17 protein-coding genes are annotated in these 22842 nt (G+C 64.4%); 7 read left to right on the forward strand and 10 right to left on the reverse strand.

From position 1 onward, the window contains the following. Positions 1 to 10: 10 nt before the first annotated feature. From FQV39_RS23320 to argE, 4 genes are all read right to left on the reverse strand, one after another. Complete coding sequence (locus tag FQV39_RS23320) at positions 11 to 1474, reverse strand: aldehyde dehydrogenase family protein (RefSeq protein WP_149132468.1); 1464 nt, start codon at positions 1472 to 1474, stop codon at positions 11 to 13. 131 nt (positions 1475 to 1605) lie between these two features. Further along, positions 1606 to 1965 carry a cupin domain-containing protein gene (locus FQV39_RS23325; protein WP_149132469.1) on the reverse strand — a complete coding sequence of 120 codons (360 nt, stop codon included), beginning with the start codon at positions 1963 to 1965 and terminating at the stop codon, positions 1606 to 1608. Between the two features lie 32 nt (positions 1966 to 1997). Continuing rightward, complete coding sequence (locus FQV39_RS23330; RefSeq protein WP_149132470.1) at positions 1998 to 2921, reverse strand: 2-hydroxyacid dehydrogenase; 924 nt, start codon at positions 2919 to 2921, stop codon at positions 1998 to 2000. 25 nt (positions 2922 to 2946) lie between these two features. Then, positions 2947 to 4080, reverse strand: a complete 1134-nt coding sequence (argE, locus tag FQV39_RS23335) for an acetylornithine deacetylase (protein WP_149132471.1) — start codon at positions 4078 to 4080, stop codon at positions 2947 to 2949. 266 nt (positions 4081 to 4346) lie between these two features. On the opposite strand from argE, the gene FQV39_RS23340 reads away from it, so the two are divergent. Next, positions 4347 to 5237, forward strand: a complete 891-nt coding sequence (locus FQV39_RS23340) for a GNAT family N-acetyltransferase (protein WP_149132472.1) — start codon at positions 4347 to 4349, stop codon at positions 5235 to 5237. Positions 5238 to 5394: 157 nt separating this feature from the next. Here the strand turns inward: FQV39_RS23340 and FQV39_RS23345 are convergent, their stop codons facing one another. Continuing rightward, positions 5395 to 6375: a LysR substrate-binding domain-containing protein gene (locus tag FQV39_RS23345; protein ID WP_149132473.1), complete on the reverse strand. Its 981-nt coding sequence runs from the start codon at positions 6373 to 6375 to the stop codon at positions 5395 to 5397. A 176-nt stretch (positions 6376 to 6551) separates the two neighbouring features. Here FQV39_RS23345 and FQV39_RS23350 point away from each other — a divergent pair, with 176 nt between their 5' ends. From FQV39_RS23350 to nadE, 5 genes are all read left to right on the forward strand, one after another. Then, a complete protein-coding gene (locus FQV39_RS23350) occupies positions 6552 to 8588 on the forward strand; it encodes an NADH:flavin oxidoreductase (RefSeq protein WP_149133994.1) in 2037 nt (678 codons plus the stop codon). Between the two features lie 282 nt (positions 8589 to 8870). Then, complete coding sequence (gene asnB, locus FQV39_RS23355; RefSeq protein WP_149132474.1) at positions 8871 to 10808, forward strand: asparagine synthase (glutamine-hydrolyzing); 1938 nt, start codon at positions 8871 to 8873, stop codon at positions 10806 to 10808. A 23-nt stretch (positions 10809 to 10831) separates the two neighbouring features. Beyond that, positions 10832 to 11098, forward strand: coding sequence for an acyl carrier protein (locus FQV39_RS23360; protein WP_149132475.1), 267 nt, complete (start codon positions 10832 to 10834; stop codon positions 11096 to 11098). 127 nt (positions 11099 to 11225) lie between these two features. Continuing rightward, complete coding sequence (locus FQV39_RS23365; RefSeq protein ID WP_149132476.1) at positions 11226 to 12770, forward strand: class I adenylate-forming enzyme family protein; 1545 nt, start codon at positions 11226 to 11228, stop codon at positions 12768 to 12770. Then, positions 12767 to 13774 carry an NAD(+) synthase gene (gene nadE / locus FQV39_RS23370; protein ID WP_149132477.1) on the forward strand — a complete coding sequence of 336 codons (1008 nt, stop codon included), beginning with the start codon at positions 12767 to 12769 and terminating at the stop codon, positions 13772 to 13774. The genes FQV39_RS23365 and nadE overlap by 4 nt, the downstream gene beginning before the upstream one ends. A 49-nt stretch (positions 13775 to 13823) precedes the next feature. Here the strand turns inward: nadE and FQV39_RS23375 are convergent, their stop codons facing one another. From FQV39_RS23375 to FQV39_RS23385, 3 genes are all read right to left on the reverse strand, one after another. Then, positions 13824 to 14939, reverse strand: a complete 1116-nt coding sequence (locus FQV39_RS23375) for a hypothetical protein (RefSeq protein WP_149132478.1) — start codon at positions 14937 to 14939, stop codon at positions 13824 to 13826. 265 nt (positions 14940 to 15204) lie between these two features. Continuing rightward, a complete protein-coding gene (locus FQV39_RS23380) occupies positions 15205 to 15867 on the reverse strand; it encodes a N5-glutamine methyltransferase family protein (RefSeq protein ID WP_187640337.1) in 663 nt (220 codons plus the stop codon). A 199-nt stretch (positions 15868 to 16066) separates the two neighbouring features. Further along, on the reverse strand, positions 16067 to 18550 hold the full coding sequence (locus FQV39_RS23385; RefSeq protein ID WP_248313454.1) for a bifunctional diguanylate cyclase/phosphodiesterase: 2484 nt from the start codon (positions 18548 to 18550) through the stop codon (positions 16067 to 16069). A 344-nt stretch (positions 18551 to 18894) separates the two neighbouring features. Here FQV39_RS23385 and FQV39_RS23390 point away from each other — a divergent pair, with 344 nt between their 5' ends. After that, on the forward strand, positions 18895 to 19686 hold the full coding sequence (locus FQV39_RS23390) for a PstS family phosphate ABC transporter substrate-binding protein (RefSeq protein ID WP_149132481.1): 792 nt from the start codon (positions 18895 to 18897) through the stop codon (positions 19684 to 19686). An 82-nt stretch (positions 19687 to 19768) separates the two neighbouring features. Here the strand turns inward: FQV39_RS23390 and FQV39_RS23395 are convergent, their stop codons facing one another. Both FQV39_RS23395 and FQV39_RS23400 read right to left on the reverse strand, forming a co-directional pair. Further along, on the reverse strand, positions 19769 to 20809 hold the full coding sequence (locus tag FQV39_RS23395) for a 2Fe-2S iron-sulfur cluster-binding protein (protein WP_149132482.1): 1041 nt from the start codon (positions 20807 to 20809) through the stop codon (positions 19769 to 19771). 44 nt (positions 20810 to 20853) lie between these two features. Next, positions 20854 to 22560, reverse strand: a complete 1707-nt coding sequence (locus FQV39_RS23400; RefSeq protein ID WP_149132483.1) for an ethylbenzene dehydrogenase-related protein — start codon at positions 22558 to 22560, stop codon at positions 20854 to 20856. Between the last annotated feature and the right edge of the window lie 282 nt (positions 22561 to 22842).

Genomic DNA, 22842 nt, shown 5'->3' on the forward strand with positions numbered 1-22842 from the left:
GTCTTCTCTTTCAGATCGCGATGAGCACGCTCTTGGATTTGCGGTTTGCAAGGTAAGCCTCGCGGCCGAGATCCTTGCCGAGGCCGGATTGCTTGTAGCCGCCGGTCGGCAGGATGTGGTCGCGCGAGCGGCCGTAGCGGTTGACCCAGATGGTGCCGGCCTGCAGGCGATTGATCGTACGCAGCGCACGCGAGAGGTCGCGCGTGTAGAGGCCGGCGCAGAGCCCGTAGGTCGGGTGGTCGGCGAGCGCGAGCCCTTCCTCTTCGTCGCGGAAGGTCTGGACGGTCAGCACCGGCCCGAAGATTTCCTCGGTTACGGCCGGGGAGGTGGCGTCGACGCCTTCCAGCAGCGTCGGGGCGTAGAAATAGCCCGGCTGGTCGAGTCGATCTCCGCCGAGCCGGCAGCGGGCACCGCGCGCCACGGCCGTGTCGACGATGCTCTCCATGCGACCGATCTGGCGTTCGGAGATGATGGGCGAATAGGCGCTCGCCCCATCCCAGGTCGGGCCGGGCCGGATCTGGCCCATGCGGTCGGCGATGAGGGTAACGAGTTCCTCGGCGACGCTCTCCGCGACGATCAGGCGCGATCCGGCGACGCAGGCCTGGCCGGCATTGCCGAGGATGCTGCGGGCGATGGCGCCGGCGGCCTGCGCCAGGTCGGCATCGGCGAAGACGAGCTGCGGGCTCTTGCCGCCGAGTTCGAGCGTCATCGGCTTGATCCCGGTGCGGGCGATGTTCTCCATGATCGCTGCGCCTGCGACGGTCGAGCCGGTGAAGCTGACCTTGGCGATGTCGGGATGGCCCGTGATCGCCGTGCCGGTCGTACGACCATCGCCGAGCACGATGTTGATCAGGCCCGCGGGCACGCCGGCGCGGACCGACAGCTCCGCCAGATAGAGCGTGGCGAAGGGCGTCATCTCGGAGGGCTTCAGCACCACGGCATTGCCGGCCGCCAGCGCCGGGCCGAGCTTCCAGCCGGCCATGTTGACCGGGAAGTTCCAGGGCGTGATCGCGCCGACCACGCCATAGGGCTCGGTCGCGATCATCCCGAAGCTGTCGGCGGCGGTCGGGACGAGGCTGCCGCCCTCCTTGTCGGCGAACTCGGCGAAGAAGCGAATCTGCTCGGCCGTCACCGGGATGTCGACGACCATGAGTTCGGAAATCGGTCGCGTCGAGGCGATCGCCTCCAGGCGTGCCAGCGTTTCCGCCTCGGCGTCGATGAGATCAGCCCAACGATGTAGCGCGCGGGCTCGTTCGCGCGGGGCCAGGTGCGCCCAGCCGCTCGTGGCGAGGGCCTGCCTGGCGGCGGCGACGGCCCTGTCGACGAGATCGGCATCGGCGACGGGGCAGGCGGCGAAGGCCACCCCGTCGGACGGGCGATGAAGGTCGATGCCGCCCTTGGCATCGACCCATTCGCCGCCGATGAAATGGCCGCCCGGAAGCGTGACCGAGGAAGGATCGAAGCTCAGCGACACGACGGACATCTCCGGATGGTGGTCGTGTCAGCCTAGATCGATCCCGCCCGCAGTTTGCGCCTGTGAGTGCGCTCGCATCGACGGGAAATCCCGTTTGCCGCACCTGCCACGGCGGAATCTTCGGCGCGAACTCAGCCGACGATGACGTAGATCTTCCGCACGGTCTCGATCGTCTTCCAGACGCCGACATAGCCGGGCTTCATCACGAAGCTGTCGCCGGCTCGAAACGTCCGCGGCGGCTGGCCTTCTTCGGTCAGCTCGACCACGCCGGAGAGGATGTAGCAGAACTCCATCGTCTCGCCCTTGATCGAGCGGTTCTCGCCCGGCGTCGCTTCCCAGACGCCGGTGCGGACCTTGCCCGTGCCGTCGCGGGACTCGTCCTGAGCCCAGGTCTTGAACGAGGGATCGCCGGAGATCAGGCGATCCGCAGCCGCCTTGGAATGCTTGGGCTCGCCGGTTCCGGCGAGGTCGAGCTTGACGAGGAGGGACATGGGAAACCTTTCGTTCGGGGGCTGGTGAGGGGTCAGTAGCCACGGCTGCGATCGACGAGGCCGATCGGCGGCAGGCCGCAGTGGTGACGGCGGAGGTTCTCGATGACCGCCTTGGCCGCAGGCTCGGCCTCGACCTTGCTCGCGATATGCGGCGTCAGGATCACCTTGGGATGCCCCCACAGGCGATGCTCGGCAGGAAGCGGCTCCGGCGCCGTGACGTCGAGGACGGCGCCGGAGAGATGGCCGCTGTCGAGCGCGTCGATGAGGGCGGCATGGTCGAGATGCTGGCCGCGGCCGACATGGACGAGGCCCGCCCCGGCCGGAAGTTTTGCAAAGAGCTCCGCATCGAGGATGCCGACCGTCTCCGGCGTGAGCGGCAGCAGGCAGATCAGGATGTCGGTCTCAGTGAGTAGGGTGGACAGGCCATCTGCCCCATGGAGGCAGCGGATGCCGTCGATCGCGCGCGGCGACCGGCTCCAGCCGGAGATCGGGAAACCGAAGGGCTTCAGGCGCTCGATGACGGCCGTCCCCATCATTCCCAGGCCCAGCACGCCGATGCGGCGATCGGTGGCGGGTACGAGGTCGTAAGGCTGCCAGTGCGCGGCCTTCTGCTGGGCGATATAGAGCGGCCATTGCCGATGCAGGGCGAGCACGCTGAGGGTGACGTATTCCTGCATCATCCGAGTGATGCCCTCCTCGACCATGCGGACGACGAGGACATGCTCCGGCAACCCTTCCGTCTTCATCTGGTCGATGCCGGCGCCGATGGAGAACAGGATTTCGAGATTGGAGTAGCGGGCGAGATCGTCCGGAGCCGTCCAGGTGATCAGGTAGCGGATCTCGGCGGGGTCGTGGTCGTCGCTGCTTCGGACGAAACGGATGTCGGGCAGTTCCTCGGCGAAACGCGCCGCGAACACCCGCGCACGTTCGTCGGTGGAGTTGAAGAGGAAGGTCAAGGCGTTCTCCGGGAGATCGATGGCCTTAAGGAGCCTGCCGCGCAAATTCCGTGCAGAGCCGGCGAAGCAACCCGACGCAGTCTGCAAGCTCGCCGCGCGTGATGTATTCGTCCGGCTTGTGGGCGCGCGCGATGTCGCCAGGACCGCAAATGATTGCGTCGATGCCGGCGGCCTGGTAGAGGCCGGCTTCGGTGCCGTAGCTCACGGCTGGCAGGGGCGGGGAGCCCGCGATCCGCGACAGCAGCTGGGCGATTGGCGCCTCGGTTGACAGCGACAGCGCGGGATAGGCAGCGATCGGCTGCCAGCTCGTCTGGAAGCCGTGCGCTCGGGAGCGTTCGAGAGCCTCGCGGATCGGTTCGAGGAGCGCCGCGGGCGAGGCGCCGGCGATGGCGCGGGCCTCGATCTCGATGATGCAGCGGTCCGGAATGATGTTCAGCGCCTCGCCGCCGCGGATCATGCCGATCTGGATGGTGGAATAGGGCGGCTCGAACACCGGATCGAGCGGGCCGCCGCGCAGCCGTGTGGCCGCCTCTTCCGCGGCCGCGATTACCCGTCCCATCGCATGGATGGCGTTGAGGCCGAGGTCGGGGCGCGAGGAATGGCCCGATCGGCCTTGGATCTCGACACGTGCGGCCGCCTTGCCCTTATGGGCGAGGATGGGCCTGAGCCCGCTCGGCTCCCCGATCACGGCTGCCGCAGGCGGGGCGCAGAGCGACGGAAGCTGTGCGATGAGATGGGGAGCGCCGCGGCAGCCCGCCTCTTCGTCATAGGAGAAGGCGAGATGGATGGGCCGGGCAGGCTTCAACGCCACGAGGGCCGGAATGACCGCAAGCGCCGCCGCCAGGAAGCCCTTCATGTCGCTGGTGCCGCGGCCGAAGAGCCTGTCGCCTTCGGCGCGCAGCTGGAACGGATCGGCGCTCCATTGCGGCTCCTGCGCCGGCACGACATCCATGTGCCCGGACAGGATGAGGCCCGGCACGTCGCGTGGGCCGATCGTGGCGAAGAGGTTCGCACGATCACCCTCCGGACCCGAAAGGACCTGCACCTCGACGCCGAGATCCTCGAGATACTGCGCTATCCAGCCCGCGATGGCCGCATTGGGCTGCCCCACGACGGAGGGGAAGCGGACCAACTCCGCCAGGATCTCATCCGGCCTCACGGGCGGCTCCGACACTTGCTGCGTTCTCTCACTTAAGGTTCGAGACGGATTCACCGATCAGGTTGTTTCAACCTGATCGGATCCGGCTCTAGCCGCAGCATAGGGTGTTCCGAGCGGCCATCGCTGCGGTCCAGAGCCATGATACGGTCATCCCTGCCGAAATGCTGCGAAAGAACGGTGCTTCCTTTTGCCGATTTGCTTTAAACCGGGCGGCAGCCCATCGGAATCGCCAGCCGGGCGAAGCCGCGGGAGCATCGGAGGCCGCGTTGGAGACGATCGCTCGACTGCATCTCGATACGTTCGAGCTCACGCTGCGCGACATCCAGGACGTCGGCACCGAAAAGCTGCACGCGCTTTCGGTCTCGGTGGGGTGGTCGCACCGCGAAGGTGACTGGCAGACGCTTCTGGACCTGGGGCAGGGCATCGCGGCCGTCGACGAAATCGGGCGTGTCGTCGGTACCGTGATGTGGCTGCACTACGGGCCGGATCACACCATGATCTGCATGCTCATCACCGTGCCGCGGCTGCAGGAGCAGGGAGCTGGGCGCTGGCTCATGGACAGGGCCCATGAGCTGAATGGGGCGACGACCAATTTTACCCTTACAGCGACGCGGGAAGCACGGCGGCTCTACCGCTCGATGGGCTACGGCTACGAGCAGAAGGTCCTGCAATGCCAGGGGCAAAGCGCGCCGGGGGACCGCCCCGGCGGTCGTGTGGAGGGTATCGTCCGGCCGGTTCGTTTCGAGGACTATGAGAGCCTGCTCAGGCTCGATCACGCGGCGAATGGTTACGATCGGTCAGCGGTTTTTCGTCGGCTTGCTCCAGAGTCGACCGGCCATGCGCTCGTCCGCAACGATGAGATCATCGCCTTTGCCCTGTGTCGCCGGTTCGGGCGAGGGCATGTGATCGGCCCTGTCGTCGCCGCGACGGAGGACGATGCGATCGCTGTTTCGCTGCCGCATGTCGCGGCGCATGCCGGAAGCTTCCTGCGTGCGGACACGCCGGCGAGCAACACGGCCTTCACGAACTTCCTCGTCGCCAACGGCATGCAGATCCATGACACCGTGACGTCGATGGGGCTGAAGAGCGCGTCATTCAAGCCTGTGAAACCGGAAGGCCCGCGACGGATCGCGCTGGCCAGCCAGGCGCTTGGCTGATCCCGCGCCTAGAGCATTTCCGTGATTCGGAGAAACGCGGAAATGCTCCAAGTCTTTGTTTTGTCGCATTTTCTTCACGCGAACCGGTATCCACTTCGCTCGAAAATGCTCTAGGTTGCACGCTGACCGGAGATGTCGCGACGCTAAGCCTCCTCCGTCAAATGGAACGCGTCTTCGGTCCTGACGAATCGCTGTCGTCGAAGCGGGGCTCCATGCCGGTCAGTGCATCGAGCTCCCGAGCGATCCGGGCCTGCAGCCAAAGAGCCACCTCTGCAACGACTGGGTTGAGTGGCTTTGACCGGGGCGCAATCAGGCTGTGATGTTGGCCTGTGCGAATGATCAGGTCCGAGGCGGGAACCAATGTCCCTTTCAGCAGGGTGCTCGACACCACGCTGAGCCAGCCGAGAGCGATGCCCTCTCCATTCAATGCGGCCTGAAGGATTACGGAATAATCCGTGAACTCGTGCCACACTCCTTTGGAGGTGCTGCGATTGGCGACGTTGCCCCATTCCTTAGCCCATCGGTGCATCGCATGGTCCGTGAGCCACAAGAACACGTGTCCGGCTCCGTCGCCCTTATGGTCCAGCTTGCCTCGCGCCTGGAGATAAGCGGGGCTGCAGACGGGAAAGACGATCTCGGGTGCAAAAAACCAGCGATGATAGCTTTGGTCATCGTCGGCCACGATCCGGGTCGCCAGATCAACGTTGTCCGGGATGCCGCGCAAAACGCCTGGAACCAGGTCGAAACGGATATCGATCTGCGGAAAAGCGGCATTGAATTCGCTGAGACGCGGCAGCAGCCAATGAGCCACGAACGAACTCGACACGGAAAGCGTGACGATCGGCTTCGTCGCGTTCTGCCGGCGTTGAATGGCCTGAACCGTTTCCGCGATCCGTCCGACCGCATCGCCGACCACACCGTATAGGTCGCTGCCGTCGGCGGTCAGATCGAGCCCCCGCGCGCGGCGTTCGAAGAGCTTCGCCCCGATGGCGGCTTCCAGCTCGGCGACGCCGCGGCTGACGGAAGGTTGGGTGACGTTGAATTCCGCTGCCGCAGCCGTGAAGCTGCCGGTGCGCGCCGCAGCCTCGAAGATCAGAAGCCCTCGCGCGGAGGGTACAAGGCGGGACAGGAGAGCCATACGCTCAGCGTATGCTTCTCCCAGGTTTTTTCAATCTACTCAGATTCTAGAATCTTCTTCACTGTTCGAGCCGATACGCCCAGTCGACGGCGGTTTCGCGTTGTTCCGGCATCAGTCCGAGGAAACGCCAGCACGTGCATAGAGGGGAGGGGCATTCGGTGAGTGCAGTGGTCGTCATGGCAGATCGTCCGTCGGTTGCGGCACGCGATCCCCTGCTCGAGCCATTCGCGATCAAGAAGCTGCGCTTTCGCAACCGCATCGTCAGCACCAGCCACGCGTCGATGCTGGACGAGGGCGGCCTGCCGCGGGAGCGCTATCAACGTTACCATGAGGAAAAGGCGCGCGGCGGCCTCGCGATGACGATGATCGGCGGCTCGGCGATGACCTCACCCGATTCCAGCTGGGGTGGTGGGCAGCTCGATCTCTCCAGCGACCGCATCGTTCCCCATCTGGCGGCACTCGCCGAGCGGATCCATGGCCATGGCGCTGCGGTGATGTGCCAGGTCTCGCATCTTGGCCGGCGCGCAACCTCCTATGCCGCGAACTGGCTCCCGGTGCTCGCGCCGTCGCGCGTCAGGGAGGTGCGCAACCGCAACTTCCCGAAGGAGATGGACGATGCGGACATCGCGCGGATCGTTCGAGACTACGCAGATGCCGCCCTGCGCTGCGTGCAAGGAGGGCTGGACGGCGTCGAAACCGTGACCGGCGGCCATCTCATCGGTCAGTTCCTGTCGCCACGCACGAACAGGCGCACGGACGGTTTCGGCGGCTCGCCCGAGAATCGGGCCCGCTTCGGGCTCATGGTCCATGAAGCGATCCGCAAGCGCGTCGGCGATGATGTCGTGGTTGGCATCCGCTTCGTGATCGATGAAGGTGTTGCCGACGGTTCAGATTTCGAGGATTGCCTGCAACTCGCCCGCATCTTCGAGCGCGAGGGGCATATCGACTACTTCAACTGCATCTACGGCCGCATGGATACCGACCTTGCTTTGGCCGAGGACAACATGCCCGGCATGTTCCAGCGCAGCGCGCCCTATCTCGGCAAGGTGGCGCAGTTCCGCCGCGAGACGGAGCTGCCTTTGATCCATGCAGGAGGCATCCGCGATGTCGCCACGGCCCGCCATACGATCCGCGAGGGCGTCGTCGATCTGATCGGCATGACGCGCGCCCATATTGCCGACCCGCATATCGTCAACAAGATCATGCGCGGCGAGGAGGAACGGATCAGGCCCTGCGTCGGGGCCTCCTACTGCCTCTACAAGAAGGTCAATTGCATTCACAACGCCGCCAGCGGCCGCGAAACCGTGCTCGGCCATGAGGTGGAGCCCGCCTCGCGACGCCTGAAGGCGGTCGTGATCGGTGGTGGGCCGGCTGGCCTCGAAGCCGCGCGAGTCTGTGCCGAGCGCGGGCATGCGGTCGTTCTGTTCGAGGCCGCCCCAAAGCTGGGCGGGCAATTGCTCGTCGCGACGGCAGCGGCCGAACGGCGCGATCTCATGGGCATCGTCGATTGGCGGATCAGCGAGCTCGAGCGCCTTGGCGTCGATATCCGGACGAACTGCTATGCGGAGGCCGACGCCGTGCGTGGGGAGGAGCCCGACCTGGTCATCGTTGCCACGGGCGGCATTCCGGACACCGATTGGCTGGAGGGCGCGGAACTCTGCGATACCGTTTGGGACGTGCTGACCGGCACGGTGCCGGGCAAGAGCGACGTGCTCGTCTATGACGGGACCGGCCGCCAGGCCGCGGCGTCCTGCGCCCTGCATCTGGCCCAGCAGGGCAAATCCGTCTGCATCGCGACCCCTGACGATGCCCTCGCCATCGAGATGTCCTATATCGACAAATCGAGCTTCCGGAAGCGCTTTGCCGAACTGGGCATTCGCTCGATCGTCGAGGTCAGGCTGGAGAAGGTCGAGCGCCGAGGCAACACCCTGCAGGCGACGTTCCGCAACGAGCTGACAGGGGCGGAAAGCCGGCTCGAAGCCAGCCAGATCGTCGTCGAGCATGGCACTCTGCCCGCCGCCGACATCTATCACGAATTGCGGCATCTCTCCGCCAATGACGGCGTGACCGACGTCGCCTTCATGATGGGCGGCGAGGAAGCCACCGCGCCCGCGCCGGGCAGCTTTCTGCTGCACCGTATCGGCGATGCCGTGTCGAGCCGGGACGTCTATTCCTCCATCTACGAAGCCTACCGGCTCTGCTCGAAGCTCTGAGCGGCGCGAGGCCATTCTGAGTTGATGTTTCCTGCCCCCACGGCCTCGCGCTTATATTTCCGAACGCGAAGTCGTGGCTTGCGCGCCAGAACCCTATTCCTTTGCGTCATTCTGCTCACCCGGGACGGCAGCTCTTGGCAGATCCGTGCTTACGTAGAACAAGCGTCTCGGAAGCCGTGTCAAAATTTACCATCCTCGCGAATAGTCCCGGATGTTTAACGCCTGCCAGTGTCTTGCTGGCTATAGTCCGAGTGGCGCTGATAGACTCGGAAATATCTCGGCATGTGCGGTTTTGGCGGCTATTTCGGGACCGTCCCGGATGGAAGGGCGCTCCTTGAGAGGATGACGGCCGCCATTGCGCATCGCGGCCCCGATGAGCAGGGATTCTTCACCGCAAAAATCGCCGGCCTCGGCCATGCGCGGCTATCGGTCGTCGGCCTGGGCGATGGCCAGCAGCCCATGTCCGACACGACGGGCGAGCTCACGATCGCCTTCAACGGCGAGATCTTCAACTATGTGGAACTGCGCGAGCAGCTTCGCGCCAAAGGCCGCCAGTTCCGGACAGCCAGCGACACCGAGGTGATCCTGCATCTCTATGACGAGATGGGGGAGGATTGCGTCTCCGTACTCAATGGCGATTTCGCCTTTGCACTCTGGGACGGCCGCCGCCGCCGCATGGTTCTGGCGCGCGACCGCATGGGGGTCCGGCCGCTCTTCTATACGAGGCAGGGCGAGCGGCTCTACTTCGCCTCGGAGGTCAAGGCGCTGCTCCAGGTCCCGGGCGTCGTGGCTGAGCTCGATCCGGTTGCGCTCGACCAGATCTTCACGCTCTGGGCCCCGATCGCGCCGCGCACGGCCTTCCGCGACATCTACGAACTCGAACCCGCCAGCCTGATGATCGTGCAGGAGGGCAGCATCGCGACGCGGCCCTACTGGAGCTTGACCTATCCCGACCGGGACGCGCCGCCGCGGCACCGGGATGAACGCGCAGTGGCCGAGGAGCTGCGCGCCCTCCTGACGGAGGCGACCCGCATCCGCATGCGCGCCGATGTGCCGGTCGGCTCCTATCTGTCGGGCGGCCTCGATTCCTCGATCACATCGGCGTTGGCGGCGGGCATGGCGCCGGGAGGCTTGAGAACCTTCTCGGTGACCTTCGAAAGCACCGAACATGACGAGAGCGCCTTTCAGCTCGAGATGGCTCGCGCGCTCGGCACGCATCACAGCGCCGTCACTTGCGGGGAAGGCGATATCGCCGCTGTCTTCCCCGACGTCATCCGCTTCACCGAACGGCCGATCCTGCGCACCGCACCCGCCCCGCTCTACAAGCTCTCGCGCCTCGTGCGCGAGGCCGGCCTGAAAGTGGTGCTGACCGGCGAAGGCGCCGATGAAGTCTTTGCCGGCTACGATATTTTCAAGGAAGCCAGGGTTCGCCGCTTCTGCGCCAGGCAGCCCGGCTCTCGCATCCGGCCGCATCTGTTCCGCAAGCTCTACCCCTATCTGCCGGGGCTGAGGCAGCAATCGGCCGAATATCTCGCCTCCTTCTTCGGGGCTGGCGGCACGGGGCTCGACGACCCGCTGTTCTCCCATCGGGCGCGGCTCGACGGCACGGCGGCGACGAAACTGTTCTTCTCGGGCGATCTGCGCGCCACCTTGTCGGGATATGATGCAGCCGAGGAGCTCGTCGCGCGGCTGCCCGGGGCTTTCGCCCGCTGGCACCCTCTGCACCAGGCGCAATATCTGGAAGCCCGCTTCCTTCTGCCCGGCTACATCCTGTCGAGCCAGGGCGACCGCATGGCGATGGCCCATGGCATCGAGGGCCGCTTTCCCTTCCTCGACCATCGTCTAGTCGAGTTTGCCGCCGGTCTTCCTCCCGAGATGAAGCTGAAGGGGCTGGTGGAGAAGCATATTCTCCGTGAAGCGACCAAGGATCTGCTGCCGCCCGCGATCGGCAGGCGAACCAAGCAGCCCTATCGCGCGCCGGACAGCCAATCCTTCGTCGGGCCGGGGGCGAGAGACTATGTCCAGGCGGCGCTGAGCGAGGCCGAGATCGGCGCCGGCGGGCTCTTCAATCCGAAGGCGGTGGCAAAGCTGCATGAGAAATGCAGTCGCCACCCGGCCTCCGGCTTTCGCGACAACGCGGCCTTCGTCGGCATCCTGTCGACGCAGCTTTGGCTGACGGCCTTCACCGGCACAGGCCGTTGCAGCGCCAAGGCCGCCTGACACCATCCAAGAGGGGGAAAGACATGACAGATACGATCCGAGACGCTGTGAAGGCCTTTGTCGTCGAAAACTTTCTGTTCGGCGACACCACCCATGCCATCGCCGATACCGACTCGCTCATCGAGAACGGCATCATCGACTCGACCGGCGTACTGGAACTCGTCGCCTTTATCGAAGACCGTTACGGGATCACCGTCGCGGACGCCGATATCGTGCCGGCCAATCTCGATTCACTGGCGCGCATCACGGCCTTCATCACCTTGAAGACCGCATCGCTCGTCACGGCGTGACGGCTGGAACATTTCCGCGTTTCTCCGAATCGCGGAAATGTTCCAAGTTTTTGTTTTGTCGCATTTTCTTCACGCGAACCGGTATCCACTTCGCTCGAAAATGCTCTAGCAGCGCAGGCCTTGGTTCATGCGGGTCGAGCAATTCCTCATCACAAGCGCGGCCGCGCATGGCGCGAAGACGGCGCTGGTCACCGACCGGAAGCGGTTGCGCTATGACGAGCTGGACGATCTGTCGAACCGGCTAGCGGCCGCGCTCGCCGCGAATGGCGTGCAGCGCGGCGACCGCGTTCTCGTCTTCATGGACAATTGCTGGGAAGCCGCCATCTCGATCTTCGCGGCGCTCAAGGCCGGCGCGACCTTCAGCCCGATCAACGCCTCCACCAAGGCCGACAAGCTCGCCTATATCATCGGCGATTGCGAAGCCGCGGCGATCTTGACCCAGGCGAAGCTGATGCCGGTGGTGATGCAGGCGCGCGCGCTGTCGGACCGGCCGCTCTTCGTCGCGTCGACGCAGGCTCCATCTGGCCCTACGCCGGACGGTGCCACCTCCTTCGAGGATTGTCTCGAAGTCGCGCCCGAGCTCGTTAGCCACGGCGGAATCGACATCGACCTCGCCATGCTGATCTATACCTCGGGCTCCACCGGCAGGCCCAAGGGCGTGATGATGACGCACCGCAATATCGATGCGGCGGCGGAGTCGATCACCACCTATCTGTGCAACACGCCCGACGACATCATCCTCAATGTCTTGCCCCTGGCTTTCGACTACGGCCTCTATCAGTTGCTGATGGCGATGCGGCTCGGGGCGACCCTCGTCCTCGAAAAATCCTTCGCCTTCCCGCAAGCGATCTTCGAACGCATTCGCGCCGAGCAGGTCACCGGCTTCCCGCTCGTGCCGACGATGGCCGCAATGATCCTGCAGATGCGCGATCTCGAGCCGGGCTTCCTGCCGAGCCTGCGCTATATCTCGAACACCGCCGCGGCCCTGCCGCCGGTGCACATCGCCCGCCTGCGCGAACTCTTCCCCGGCGTGCGGCTCTATTCGATGTATGGCCTGACCGAGTGCAAGCGCTGCACCTACCTGCCGCCGGAGGAGCTCGATCGCCGGCCGGGATCGGTCGGGATCGCCATTCCCAACACCGAAGCCCTCGTTGTTGACGACGACGGCAACCGCGTGCCGCCAGGCGTGGCGGGTGAGCTGGTCATCCGCGGCCCGCATGTCATGCAGGGTTACTGGCGCAACGACGCCGCAACCGCGCAGATGCTGCGCTCCGGCCCGTTTCCCTGGGAGAAGCGCCTCCATACCGGCGACCTGTTCCGCACCGACGAAGAGGGCTTCCTCTATTTCGTCGGCCGCAAGGACGACATCATCAAGACCCGCGGCGAGAAGGTCGCGCCGAAAGAGGTCGAAACCGTCCTGCATGCCCATCCCGGCATTGCGGAAGCCGTGGTGATAGGGGTGCCGGATCCGGTGCTCGGCCACGCCATTGCTGCGGTCGTGGTGCTTGCGGATGAAAGCTTGAGCGAACGGGACATCATCCGTCACTGCGTCGCTCATCTCGAGGATTTCATGGTGCCGAAGATCGTGGAATTCCGCAGCGAGCTGCCGAAGACCGATACCGGCAAGGTCAGCCGCAGGCTGGCGGCTGAAACGCTGGGAGCCGCGGAATGAATTTTTCCCCTGCATCGGGCGTGCTCGCCTTCTCGGCTGAGGCGCTGAAGATCGACGGCGCGGCGGAGACTGACCGCATCGTCGCGGCGCTGCGCGAGCAATTGCGCGGCATGCGCAAGCGCGGCCTCGTGCTCGGCCTTTCCGGCGGCATCGATTCCAGCGTCTCGGTCGCGCTGGCGGTGCGCGCCGTCGGCGCGAAGAACGTCTTCTGCCTGTTCATGCCGGAAAACGATTCCGATCCCGAGAGTCTGCTACTCGGCCGGCTGGTCGCCGAGACCTTCGGCGTCGAGGCGGTGGTGGAGGATATCGGACCGACGCTGCGGGCGATGGGCTGCTATGAGCGGCGCGATGCCTTCATCCGCGAGCTGGTGCCCGATTACGGGCCCGGCTGGGCCTCGAAGATCGTCATCGCCAATTCGCTCGCAGGCGACGGCTACAACATCTCCTCGCTGGTGGTTCAGGACCCCGAAGGCCGGCAAACGAAGCTGCGCATGCCGCCTGCGGTCTATCTCGGCATCGTCGCCGCCACCAACATGAAGCAGCGCACGCGCAAGCAGATCGAGTATTATCATGCCGACCGGCTGAATTTCGCCGTGCTCGGCACGCCGAACCGGCTCGAATACGATCAGGGCTTCTTCGTGAAGAACGGTGATGGCGCCGCAGACGTCAAGCCGATCGCGCATCTCTACAAGAGCCAGGTCTATGCGCTCGCCGCCCATCTCGGCATTCCCGAGGAAATCCGCCGGCGGCCGCCGACGACCGACACCTATTCCCTCGCGCAAACGCAGGAGGAGTTCTACTTCTCCCTGCCCTATGACCGCATGGATCTGTGCCTCTACGGTCTCAACAATGGCCTGTCCGCCGAGGAGGTCGGCGCAGCAGCGAAGCTGACGGCGGTCGAGGTCGAGCGGGTCTGGGCCGATATCGCCGCCAAGCGCAGGGCGACGCGCTACCTCCATCTCGGGCCGCAGCTTGTCCGCGCCGTAGAGGAAATCGCCGGCTGAGGGCCTGTTTGGGCTGTGGGGGGCCAAACAGGCGCTGAGATCGGCGCCGCTATTCGAACCGGCCTCCGGCCAGGCGCCCCCAGTTTTCGCCAGCCAACCCATTGAAGAAGCCCTGTGAGCTCAGGAACAGGTTCACCAGGTCCTTGTCGCGCGAATGCACGACGGTCGCGGCAGGTTGCGTGAAGGCAACCCGCCGGCCCAGCATCGCTTCCAGCAGGGCTGGCTGCGTCCGGCCGCGCAGGCCGGCGGCGCCGCGCCGCGCCGCATCGCCGATCAGGCAGTCGATGACGGCACCCGCTTGCGCCGGCACGGCCAGGATCTGCAGGACGCGCGCGATCCTGCCCGGGCTGACATGATAGAGGAACGCGCCGACGGGCTCTCCGCTGGAGGAGGAGACGGACGCGAACACGGCCTCGCCATAGTCCGGCTTCTGGGAAGCTTCCGCGATGATGTGGGCAAGCTGCCCTCCGCTCCAATCGGGGCGGAGTGGAAACTGCCGCGTCAGTGGCTCGACCAGAGCCGTAAAGCCGGCCTGGTCGATTTCGGTGGCCTTGACGCCTGCCTTGCCGCTCCAATTCTCCGCGACGCCCGACCAACGCAGCTCATTCTCCTGCATCCGTCCGCGAAGATGGCGATCGATCCCGCGTGTGAGCGGGGCGAGCCAGCGGATGGCGCCGTTCCGCTTTGAGGCCAGGTCGAGCAGGAAGGCGGAGGGTCGGATGACCCGGTGCCAGTCGAGGCTGTATTGCGGCAGGGCGACGCCACGCAGTCTCGTCCACATCTGGGTCGAGAGGGCGCTCGCGGTTTCGCTGAAGGAGATGTCCTGCGGCCCAGTCAGGAATGTCCTGAGCAGCCTTGCGCCGGCCATCGGGTCGTTCGCTTGCGGCTCGACCATGAGCGAACCGCAGATGGCGGCGAGCAGCTTGCGAGGGCCATGGCTCATCGGCAGCGCATTCACGCCGACAAAGCCTGAAACGCCGCCGTCGCTCGCAATATGGACGAGAGACGCGATCTTCGGGTCGCATACCGGAGCGTCGAGATAACGCTGGCCCAGATAGGTCTCGAGCGCCGGGGGCGGCGGTTTGCTGCCGTTCCGGAAGGTTCTTTGAAAGAGCCCGGCGACCGCCGGGATATCCGCGGCCTGCAGAGGACGAATCTGGCTCATGCTGAGAGGCTGTTATGGACCATGGGATCGATTTGACGCTGGCGATTTTGCGCGACTGCAAGGAGTTCGAGGACGCAAACCTTGCGGTTTGCTACGAAGAACGACGTGGCAGTCGCGCAAAAGCGCCGCGCCCTGCGGGTGAGGTGAAAACTGCAGAGCTGCAGCGTCGCACCGCTTGCCGATACGGACGTATCGGCGGCGCGATGCTCCTCCCATCTTTGCGGTTTTGACCTCATCAAATCGTTCCCATGGTCCATAACAGCCTCTAGCCCGCCAAGGACGAGGGCGCGGACGCACCGTTCCCCAGTTTGCGGAGGAGTGCGACGCGCGGCACTCCATCCTCGTTCTTGGCGAATGTCACGGGTCCATAGGCTTTGGCTCTGGCTGTCAGGGCCGCCACCTGGCGCTCCTGCCCCTGTCCGAACTCGAACAGCAGCCAGCCGTCGGGCTTGAGGAAATCGACTGCGTCCCGGATCAGCCGCTGATGGATCGAGATGCCGTAAGGCCCCCCGTCGAAGGCCTCGCGCGGTTCGGCTTCGAGCAGATGCGCGCTCTCGCCTTCGAGGCGCGCGGTCGAGATATAGGGTGGATTGCAGACGATCATGTCGGCCGCGCCGGCAAGCCCGTCGTTTTCCAGCGCACCGAACAGGTCCCCTTGCCGGATGGTGACCCGGTCCTGAACGGCCAGGCGTTCGGCATTGCTCCGGGCAAGCGCAGTCGTGCTGTCGGTCAGGTCGACCGCCCAGAGACGGGCTGATGGAACTTCCGCTGCGATTGCCAAAGCAAGGTTGCCCGAGCCGCAGCACATGTCGATCACCATGGAGCCCGGAGCGCGATCACGAAGGATCGTGATCGCGCTCCTTCCGAGCAGCTCGGTTTCCTGACGCGGCACGAGAACGTCAGGAGCAAGCTCCAGCGTCACGCTCATGAAACGATGCAGGCGGGGCGCGAAACCGCCGGCTAGGGCAGCTGCTCTGGGCGGCACGGCGGCTCCTCCGTCACTGGACGGTCATGTATGCACGATGAACTATCGCGCTCCGGTAAACGGCCGCTGAAAAAATCAAGCTGCTGTGCAAGATCGGACCCGATGCCATTATCAGAGAGGTCGCGAGGCAGAGCTTTGGTGGCTATCGCGATAAGCGCTTGATATCCGGATAAGGCTCAGGCTGGCCCAGATGCATTTTGCCTAACCTGGACATCTGGCGCAGGCGTCTCGCATTCACGAAGGCCTCAAAGCTCCTGATCGGGAGAGCCTCGCTAAAATAGTAGCCTTGAGCAACGTCAGCCCCTTCCTTCATCATGAAGGCCAGATCTTCCGCCTGCTCAATGCCCTCGACAATGGTGCCGAAGCCCAGCGAGCGCGCCAACGACAGAATCGTCCGGACGATTACCTGCTGTTCGACGCTCGCTCGAGCACCCTGAACCAGCGAACGATCGATCTTGAGCGTATCGAACTGCAAGCGGGCCAGCATCGAGAGATTGGAATAGCCGGTTCCGAAATCGTCGATCGAGAAGCGGACGCCAAGCGCCCGCAACTGCTTTAACTGCCTCAGAACGACGTCTGAAGCACGCATGGCGACGGATTCGGTCACCTCCAGCTCGAGGCGCGAGGGCGGTACCCCCGCCTTCAGGAGGCAGCTCTCCACCGAGGCGGCAAAAGTCGGATCCTCCAGTTGCAGGACCGAGACATTGACCGAGATTCTGATGTCGCTGACATGGCGAACCTCCTCGATCGCTCGCGCGAGGACAAACTGGCCGAGTTCGGCGATCAAGCCTGCCTCTTCCGCGATGCTGATGAACTTCCCGGGAGGAATATTGCCCCGCGAGGGATGCGCCCAGCGTACCAGAGCCTCGGCCCCCACAACTCCGCTGTCGGCCAGGGAGATCATCGGCTGGTAGAAGACATCGAGCGAGCCGTCCCGCAATGCCGTTCGCAGGTCCTGCTCGAGCGCTCTCCGCTCATGCACGAGCTCCGCCGCTTCCGCGGTGAAGAACGCGAAAGAATTCCGCCCTTTCCGTTTCGCTTCGTACATCGCAACATCGGCATTGACGAGAAGCTCGTCATATCTGGCGCCATCTCGGCCGGAGATCGCGATTCCGATACTTGCTCCGATCGTCATATGAGCGCGGTCGATGACGTAAGTCTCGCCCAACCTCTGGATCAAAGCCTCCGCGCAAGCACGAAGACCATCAATGGTCAGCGCGCCGCTCAGAATGATCAGGAACTCGTCGCCGCTCAAGCGTCCGGCCGCGAATTGACGGAAGTCTCCAGCCTCCTGCCGCTCCTCGAAGAACTGCTTGAGACGAGAAGCCAACTGCCGAAGCAGAACGTCCCCCGTCTTGTGGCCGAACGTATCGTTGATGGATTTGAAGCGGTCGACATCGATGAAGAAGAAGGCCACGTCACCCTTGCCGCTCAGCAAGGTGCTCACCCCGTCGATGCGGATCTTCTCCCGGTTGGCGAGTTCCGTCATCTGGTCGAAGAAGGCAAGTTGCCGAATGCGGCCAAGGCTCTCGCGAAGATTGGAGAGCATCACTTCGAAGGCGCGCCCGAGGCTGCGCACCTCGCCGATACCGGACGCGTTGAACGGGATATCAAGGTCGCCGCGCGCGACCGATGTCGCGGCGGACGCCAATTGAGGCAGACCACGGGTCGCGCGCTTGACGCTGATCAGGACCACCAGCACCAGAACGCCGAGCGAGCCTGCAGCCAGAAACAGGAACCATCGAAACAGGGTGCCGGCCTGACGCTCGCTGATGCGCTGCAGTTCTTTTTGCGTTTCCTCGACCTGCCCGGCATCGACGTGAACGCAGACCAGAAGACCGAGTTCATCGGTGACACAACGTGCCACTCGCCCGCTCCCGGACATCGTGATCAGACCGCCCGGCGTCTGCGAAGCAATCGGCGTCAGGCCGACCGGCGGTTCACCGCCGGCGGAGATGATCCTGTCGCCATCCGTAACCGCGACACCGGCCTGAACAATTCCTGCGAAGAGTTCGAGCGTTTTCTCCGAAGGGGCGAGGGTTCTCAGCCCTATCAGCGCGCCCGCCACGTCGCCGAAGTCGTCAAAAACGGGTTCGACCGCGAGATGTGCGACGGTTCGGCCTTGCGGGAGCCCCACCGCGGCATTGAAGCTCTCCGACACCCGGTAGGTTGCATGATGCGACCATCTGACCAGGCGCCGATTGTCCTTGAAAATCGAGGTGATGGCCTCCTTGGCGCCCAGGGCGGAGAGCGCTTCCGTAGCTGCGAGCAGATCTGGCGCGCGGCTGCCGCCGATGACGGTACCGGTCGCGTCGGCGACGAGCAAAGCATCGAGCTCGCCGGTTACGCTGGCGGGAGTCAGCAACTCCTGAATCGCCACATGATTGGCGGAAGCGACCGCCTTCACGATATCGAGCCGCTGGGCGAGATACCGCGTTTGCCGACTCGCTTCACCGAGCAGCACCGAGACGCGCGCCTGAGCGAGCAAGGCTTCGGCATCGAGCCTGCGTGCGATCTGCTGGCGGGACAGTTCCGACAGCGCGTGCGCCTGTTCAACGGCATCCTCGCTGAGACGCAACAGGGCAACGAGTCCGACGACGGCAAAGGTTACGGCTCCCGTCAGCATGACCACGAAGGCAAGATGCGTCCCGATATGAGCCGTCGAAATCCAATCATGCCAGGCTGAGCGGAGACGCGCCCTCCGGACGCCGATAGAACTGAGGACGTGGCGCAGGAGGCCCCAATCCACGGTTCGGCCAGGTTCATTGACCTGCCTGGCTCTGGCCTGATCCTGTGGCACGAAGCCTACTCCACAACGGAAATTTTCCGCCCAACCTAGCAGCAACCACTGAAGCTTACGTAAATTCAAAACTAGAAGAAAAAACCTATCATTTTTATGATTTCGGTTAGAAATTGTTCATGGGGCCATGGCAATTCTGAGGGTCCCCTAGCGGAAGATTTTATCTATCTATGACATCCCGCTCCACTGCATTGATCTTTGGTCTTCTCTCTCTCTGCAACCCCGCCAAGGCCGACGAGCTGATCGTGGTCGGCACGGGAGATGGCGTGGAGATGTTTCAGGCCGTCGCCAAGCGCTTCCGGGACATCGAGCCGACTATAGAGGTCAAGATTCCTCCCAGCATCGGTTCGGGCGGCGGCATCGCCGCGGTCGGTTCCGGAACCGCGAAGCTGGCTCGCGTCGCGCGGGTTCTCACTGATGCCGAGCGGGCTCGCGGCTTGATCTATGTGCCAGTGGCCAAGATATCCTGCGCCTTCTTCGTTCATCCCAGCGCCGGCGTCACACAGTTGAGCGGAGAGCAATTGGCGGGCATCTATGCCGGCCGGATTTCCAACTGGAAGGACGTCGGCGGAGCCGATCAGCGCATTCGCGTCGTCCGGCGCGAAGAAGCCGACAGCACGCTCACGACCTTGCGGGCGACCATGCCAGGTTGGCGCGATCTCGAGATTACCGAACGCTCGAAGACCGCGACATCGACCCAGGAAGCTGTCGAGACCGTTCGCCTGACGGACGGTGCGATCGGCTTCGGGCCGTTCAGCCGGCTTCTCGATATCGGCACACAGGTGCTGAAGATCGACGGTCTCCATCCGTTGGATCCGCACTATTCGAGCAGCGGTGAGATCGCCTATGTCTACAAGCAAGGCGCGCTGACGCCGGAGGCCGAGAAGTTCATCGCCTTCACCCGCATAACTGATGCGGGCAGCGTGATCCGGGAATTCGGCGCCATTCCGATTGCGCCCTAGAGGCCGTTATCGCATCGGTTTTTCTGAAAAGTGGATTCCACTTTTCGGTTCGATGCGGTGAGCGTGGCGGAACACCGCTGCTTCAGGGGCGGAGGTTTTCCGTAGACTGGGTCTGCGCCGTCTTGGGCCAGTTCACGGCGCGCGCAAAGAAGAAGCCAGCGATCCTGTCCCGGATCGTCCGCTTTGCCACGGAGGCGACAAACGGGTCGGCGTGGCAGGTCGTGCCGGCGGCCTCGCAACGCGCCTGCACCGCCGCTACCATCTCGAAGGAGCCGGCCACGTAGACCGTGTCATCCGTCCGGAGCGCCGGCATATGATCGGTGGGGCGACCACTCAGGATGCCGGCTGCCTTGCCGCCGCTGCTGGTGGGCATGATCCTGGCAACGCCGGTCTCGGCCAACCAGGCGAGCGACTCGGCCATGTAGAGATTGCGGGGGTCGCGCGCGCCGACGATCACGATCATCTCCCGCGACGGCTCCCGGTAGCGCGCTGCGCGGGCAATGGCCCAGATGGGAGCCCAGCCGGTGCCGGCGGCAATCAGAATGATCCGCCCGGTATCAACCCGATGGAACGCACTGCCGTAAGGCCCTTGCACGGTCACCTTGTGCCCAGGGCGGATGCGCGTCCCGAGATCTGCCGACACGACCCCGCCGACCTGCCGGCGGATCTGCAGGATCAACTCATTGCGCTCCCCCGTCCCGTCGGTGCGCAGGGTGGGGCTGTAGTCGCGGCTCGGATAGCCGCTGAATTTGCATTTGACGTATTGCCCCGGGAGATAGGTGAAATCCCTCTTGAGCAGGAGCGTCGTTTCGATGATGTCGGGCGAGAGCGGGCGAATGCCCGAGACGGTTGCGGCCAGCTTGCGTACCTCGGGAACCGCATCGAATTGGAGGACGGCGTCGCCGGTCACGCGCGCCTGGCAGGCCAGCACCGTATCGCCCTGTTGCGTTCCCTGCGCATCGACTTCGCCAGCATAGACCCGGACGCGACAGGTCTCGCATTGCCCTGTGCAGCAATCATGCGGAATCAGGATGCCCGCGCCCAGGGCCGCTTCCAGCAAGCTATCGCCCCGCGCGACCGGGGCTGCTTTGCCGTTCACGACAAGAGATACCTGCTTAGCCATGGCCTGCTCTGTTCATGATCGCTGATCGAGGCGAGTTGCCCTGGCTAGCGCAGCTTGAGGGTGATGGGGCGGACGTGCCGCGTATGGCGCGTCTGCGTGTGGTCGAACACCGCCACCCACAGGTAAACGGGCGTTCCGGGCTCGAAATCGACATCGAAGGCACTGCCCGTTTTGAGGTCGCGCGAGGCTTCCAGGGTCCAGTATCCGTCCTTCCAGCGTGCTCCTGCGCGGATCTGGGCGCGATCTCCTTCATAGGCACCGAGGATGAGCACGCCGGGCATGGCGGTGCCGGCCGGTATGCGTGCATCGGCCTCTTCGCTGTAGGGTACGCTGTTGGCTTCCGTCAGCCACCATTGTGCGCCCTCGTCGTAGTTCAGGCCGGGGTTCTTCGGGTCGAACCGGCCGAGCGCGGCCATGGCGGCGGCGGGATCGATGGGCAGGCGTTTCGGCTTGATCGGGCCGGCATAGCCGCCGGGCCCCTCGAAGCCAAAATTATAGGCGTAGAAGGCCCGGCCCGGATCATTCCAGTAGCCGCCCTGATAGCGGGCTCGCTTGGCCGCCTCGTCGGCCGTCGGCTCGCGCGGCGGACCGATATATTGATCATCCATGTAGCCGAGCAGGCCGCCACGCGAGGCTTTCCATTGCCACATGTCGATGATCGAGCCATCGCTGGTGTAGTGGAGACCGCGCTGATTGAGCGATGACGGCTTGTCGTCGAGCGGCTTCGGGCCGAGATGCGTCGCTCCGCCCGCTCCAAAGCCATTTGAGCGCGAAAAGATGACGGCGAACTTGTCCTCGTAGAAGTCGACCACATCCGCCTCGCCGGCATGGCCGCCGAGAAGGTGCCAGCCATCCTGCTGCTTGACCAGGGGGAGCCGGGCGAGCGAGCGCGTCGGGTCTTGCCAGCGGAACGCAAAATAGATCTTGGCGCCATCGTGCACGGCGCGGATTTCGACGGTCGACTCGCCCGATCCGCCGAGATTGGCTCCCTGCTGCGTCCTGACCCGAACCGGCCGGGCGCTGCGCCAGATGTCTTCGTCGAGCACTCCGTCCAGCGTCGGCGGGGTTCGCGTCTGCCCGACGATCAGTTCGTCACGGCTGCCGAAGTCGAGGCTGACCGCAGCCGCTGCGGCCGGTATTGCGACGATCGCGGCCAACAGCAACGGTCGCTGGCTGCGTCGCCCCGCGGTCGGTACGAGCCGGGCAGGCCTGAAGATCCGGAGCAACTGGAGCCAGCCGCCATAGCCGAAATGCGACAGGATGTGGACGAGCGTATAGGCGATCATGCTCATGGCCGCCGCCACATGAACGGAAACGACCCAGCCGCCGAAGCCGAGATAGAGCAGGATGCCCGAAACGGTGAGCACGACGACCAAAACGTAAAGCAGCCAGTGGAGCAGGATGTTCGCGCTCATCCAACGCAGCTTTGACGTGCTGGCCATCCGCCACGTCTTCAGCCGCCGAAGAGCGACGCGGTTGCCGAGGCCGCTGAGCGCCATATAGGCGAGATAGCCCGTCGAAGTCCCGAAAAGCGTGAGGCCGGCGACGATATGGACGGTCCAGATCTCGCCTTGCGGTAAGATCGGCGCCATCCATCGCGAAATTACGGCATCGAGCGCATCGGCCGAGATGCGCAATCCGGTAGCGAGGCTCACCATGACGGCCCCGACCGTCAGCCAATGCAGCAGCAGCGTGCCCACATCGGTTGATGGCCAGCTCGCTTCCGACAGATCTGGCTTACTCCGCTCCATCCCTGCGGCGCTCGAGGTCGGCTGTACCTCTCGCGCTCGCGGCCTCTCGGCCGAGTCCATAAGCTCCATATTCGATCCGGTCATGACCAACCCCGATCTGGCAGGACGCGTCGTAATGAAGCCTGCAGACTATATGGTTAATGAAACTTAACCGCGCCGCGGGAGCAAGCTCAGGATCCGGCAAGTCACAGGGTTAAGTCATCTTGAGGGTTACGGAGCGTTGACGCGGGCCCGAGTGGGATACTGCTCGAATGCGAGGACGTCATCGATCTGGGGATAGCA

It is taken from the genome of Bosea sp. F3-2 (genome assembly GCF_008253865.1).
In the GTDB taxonomy this organism is placed as follows: Bacteria; Pseudomonadota; Alphaproteobacteria; order Rhizobiales; family Beijerinckiaceae; genus Allobosea.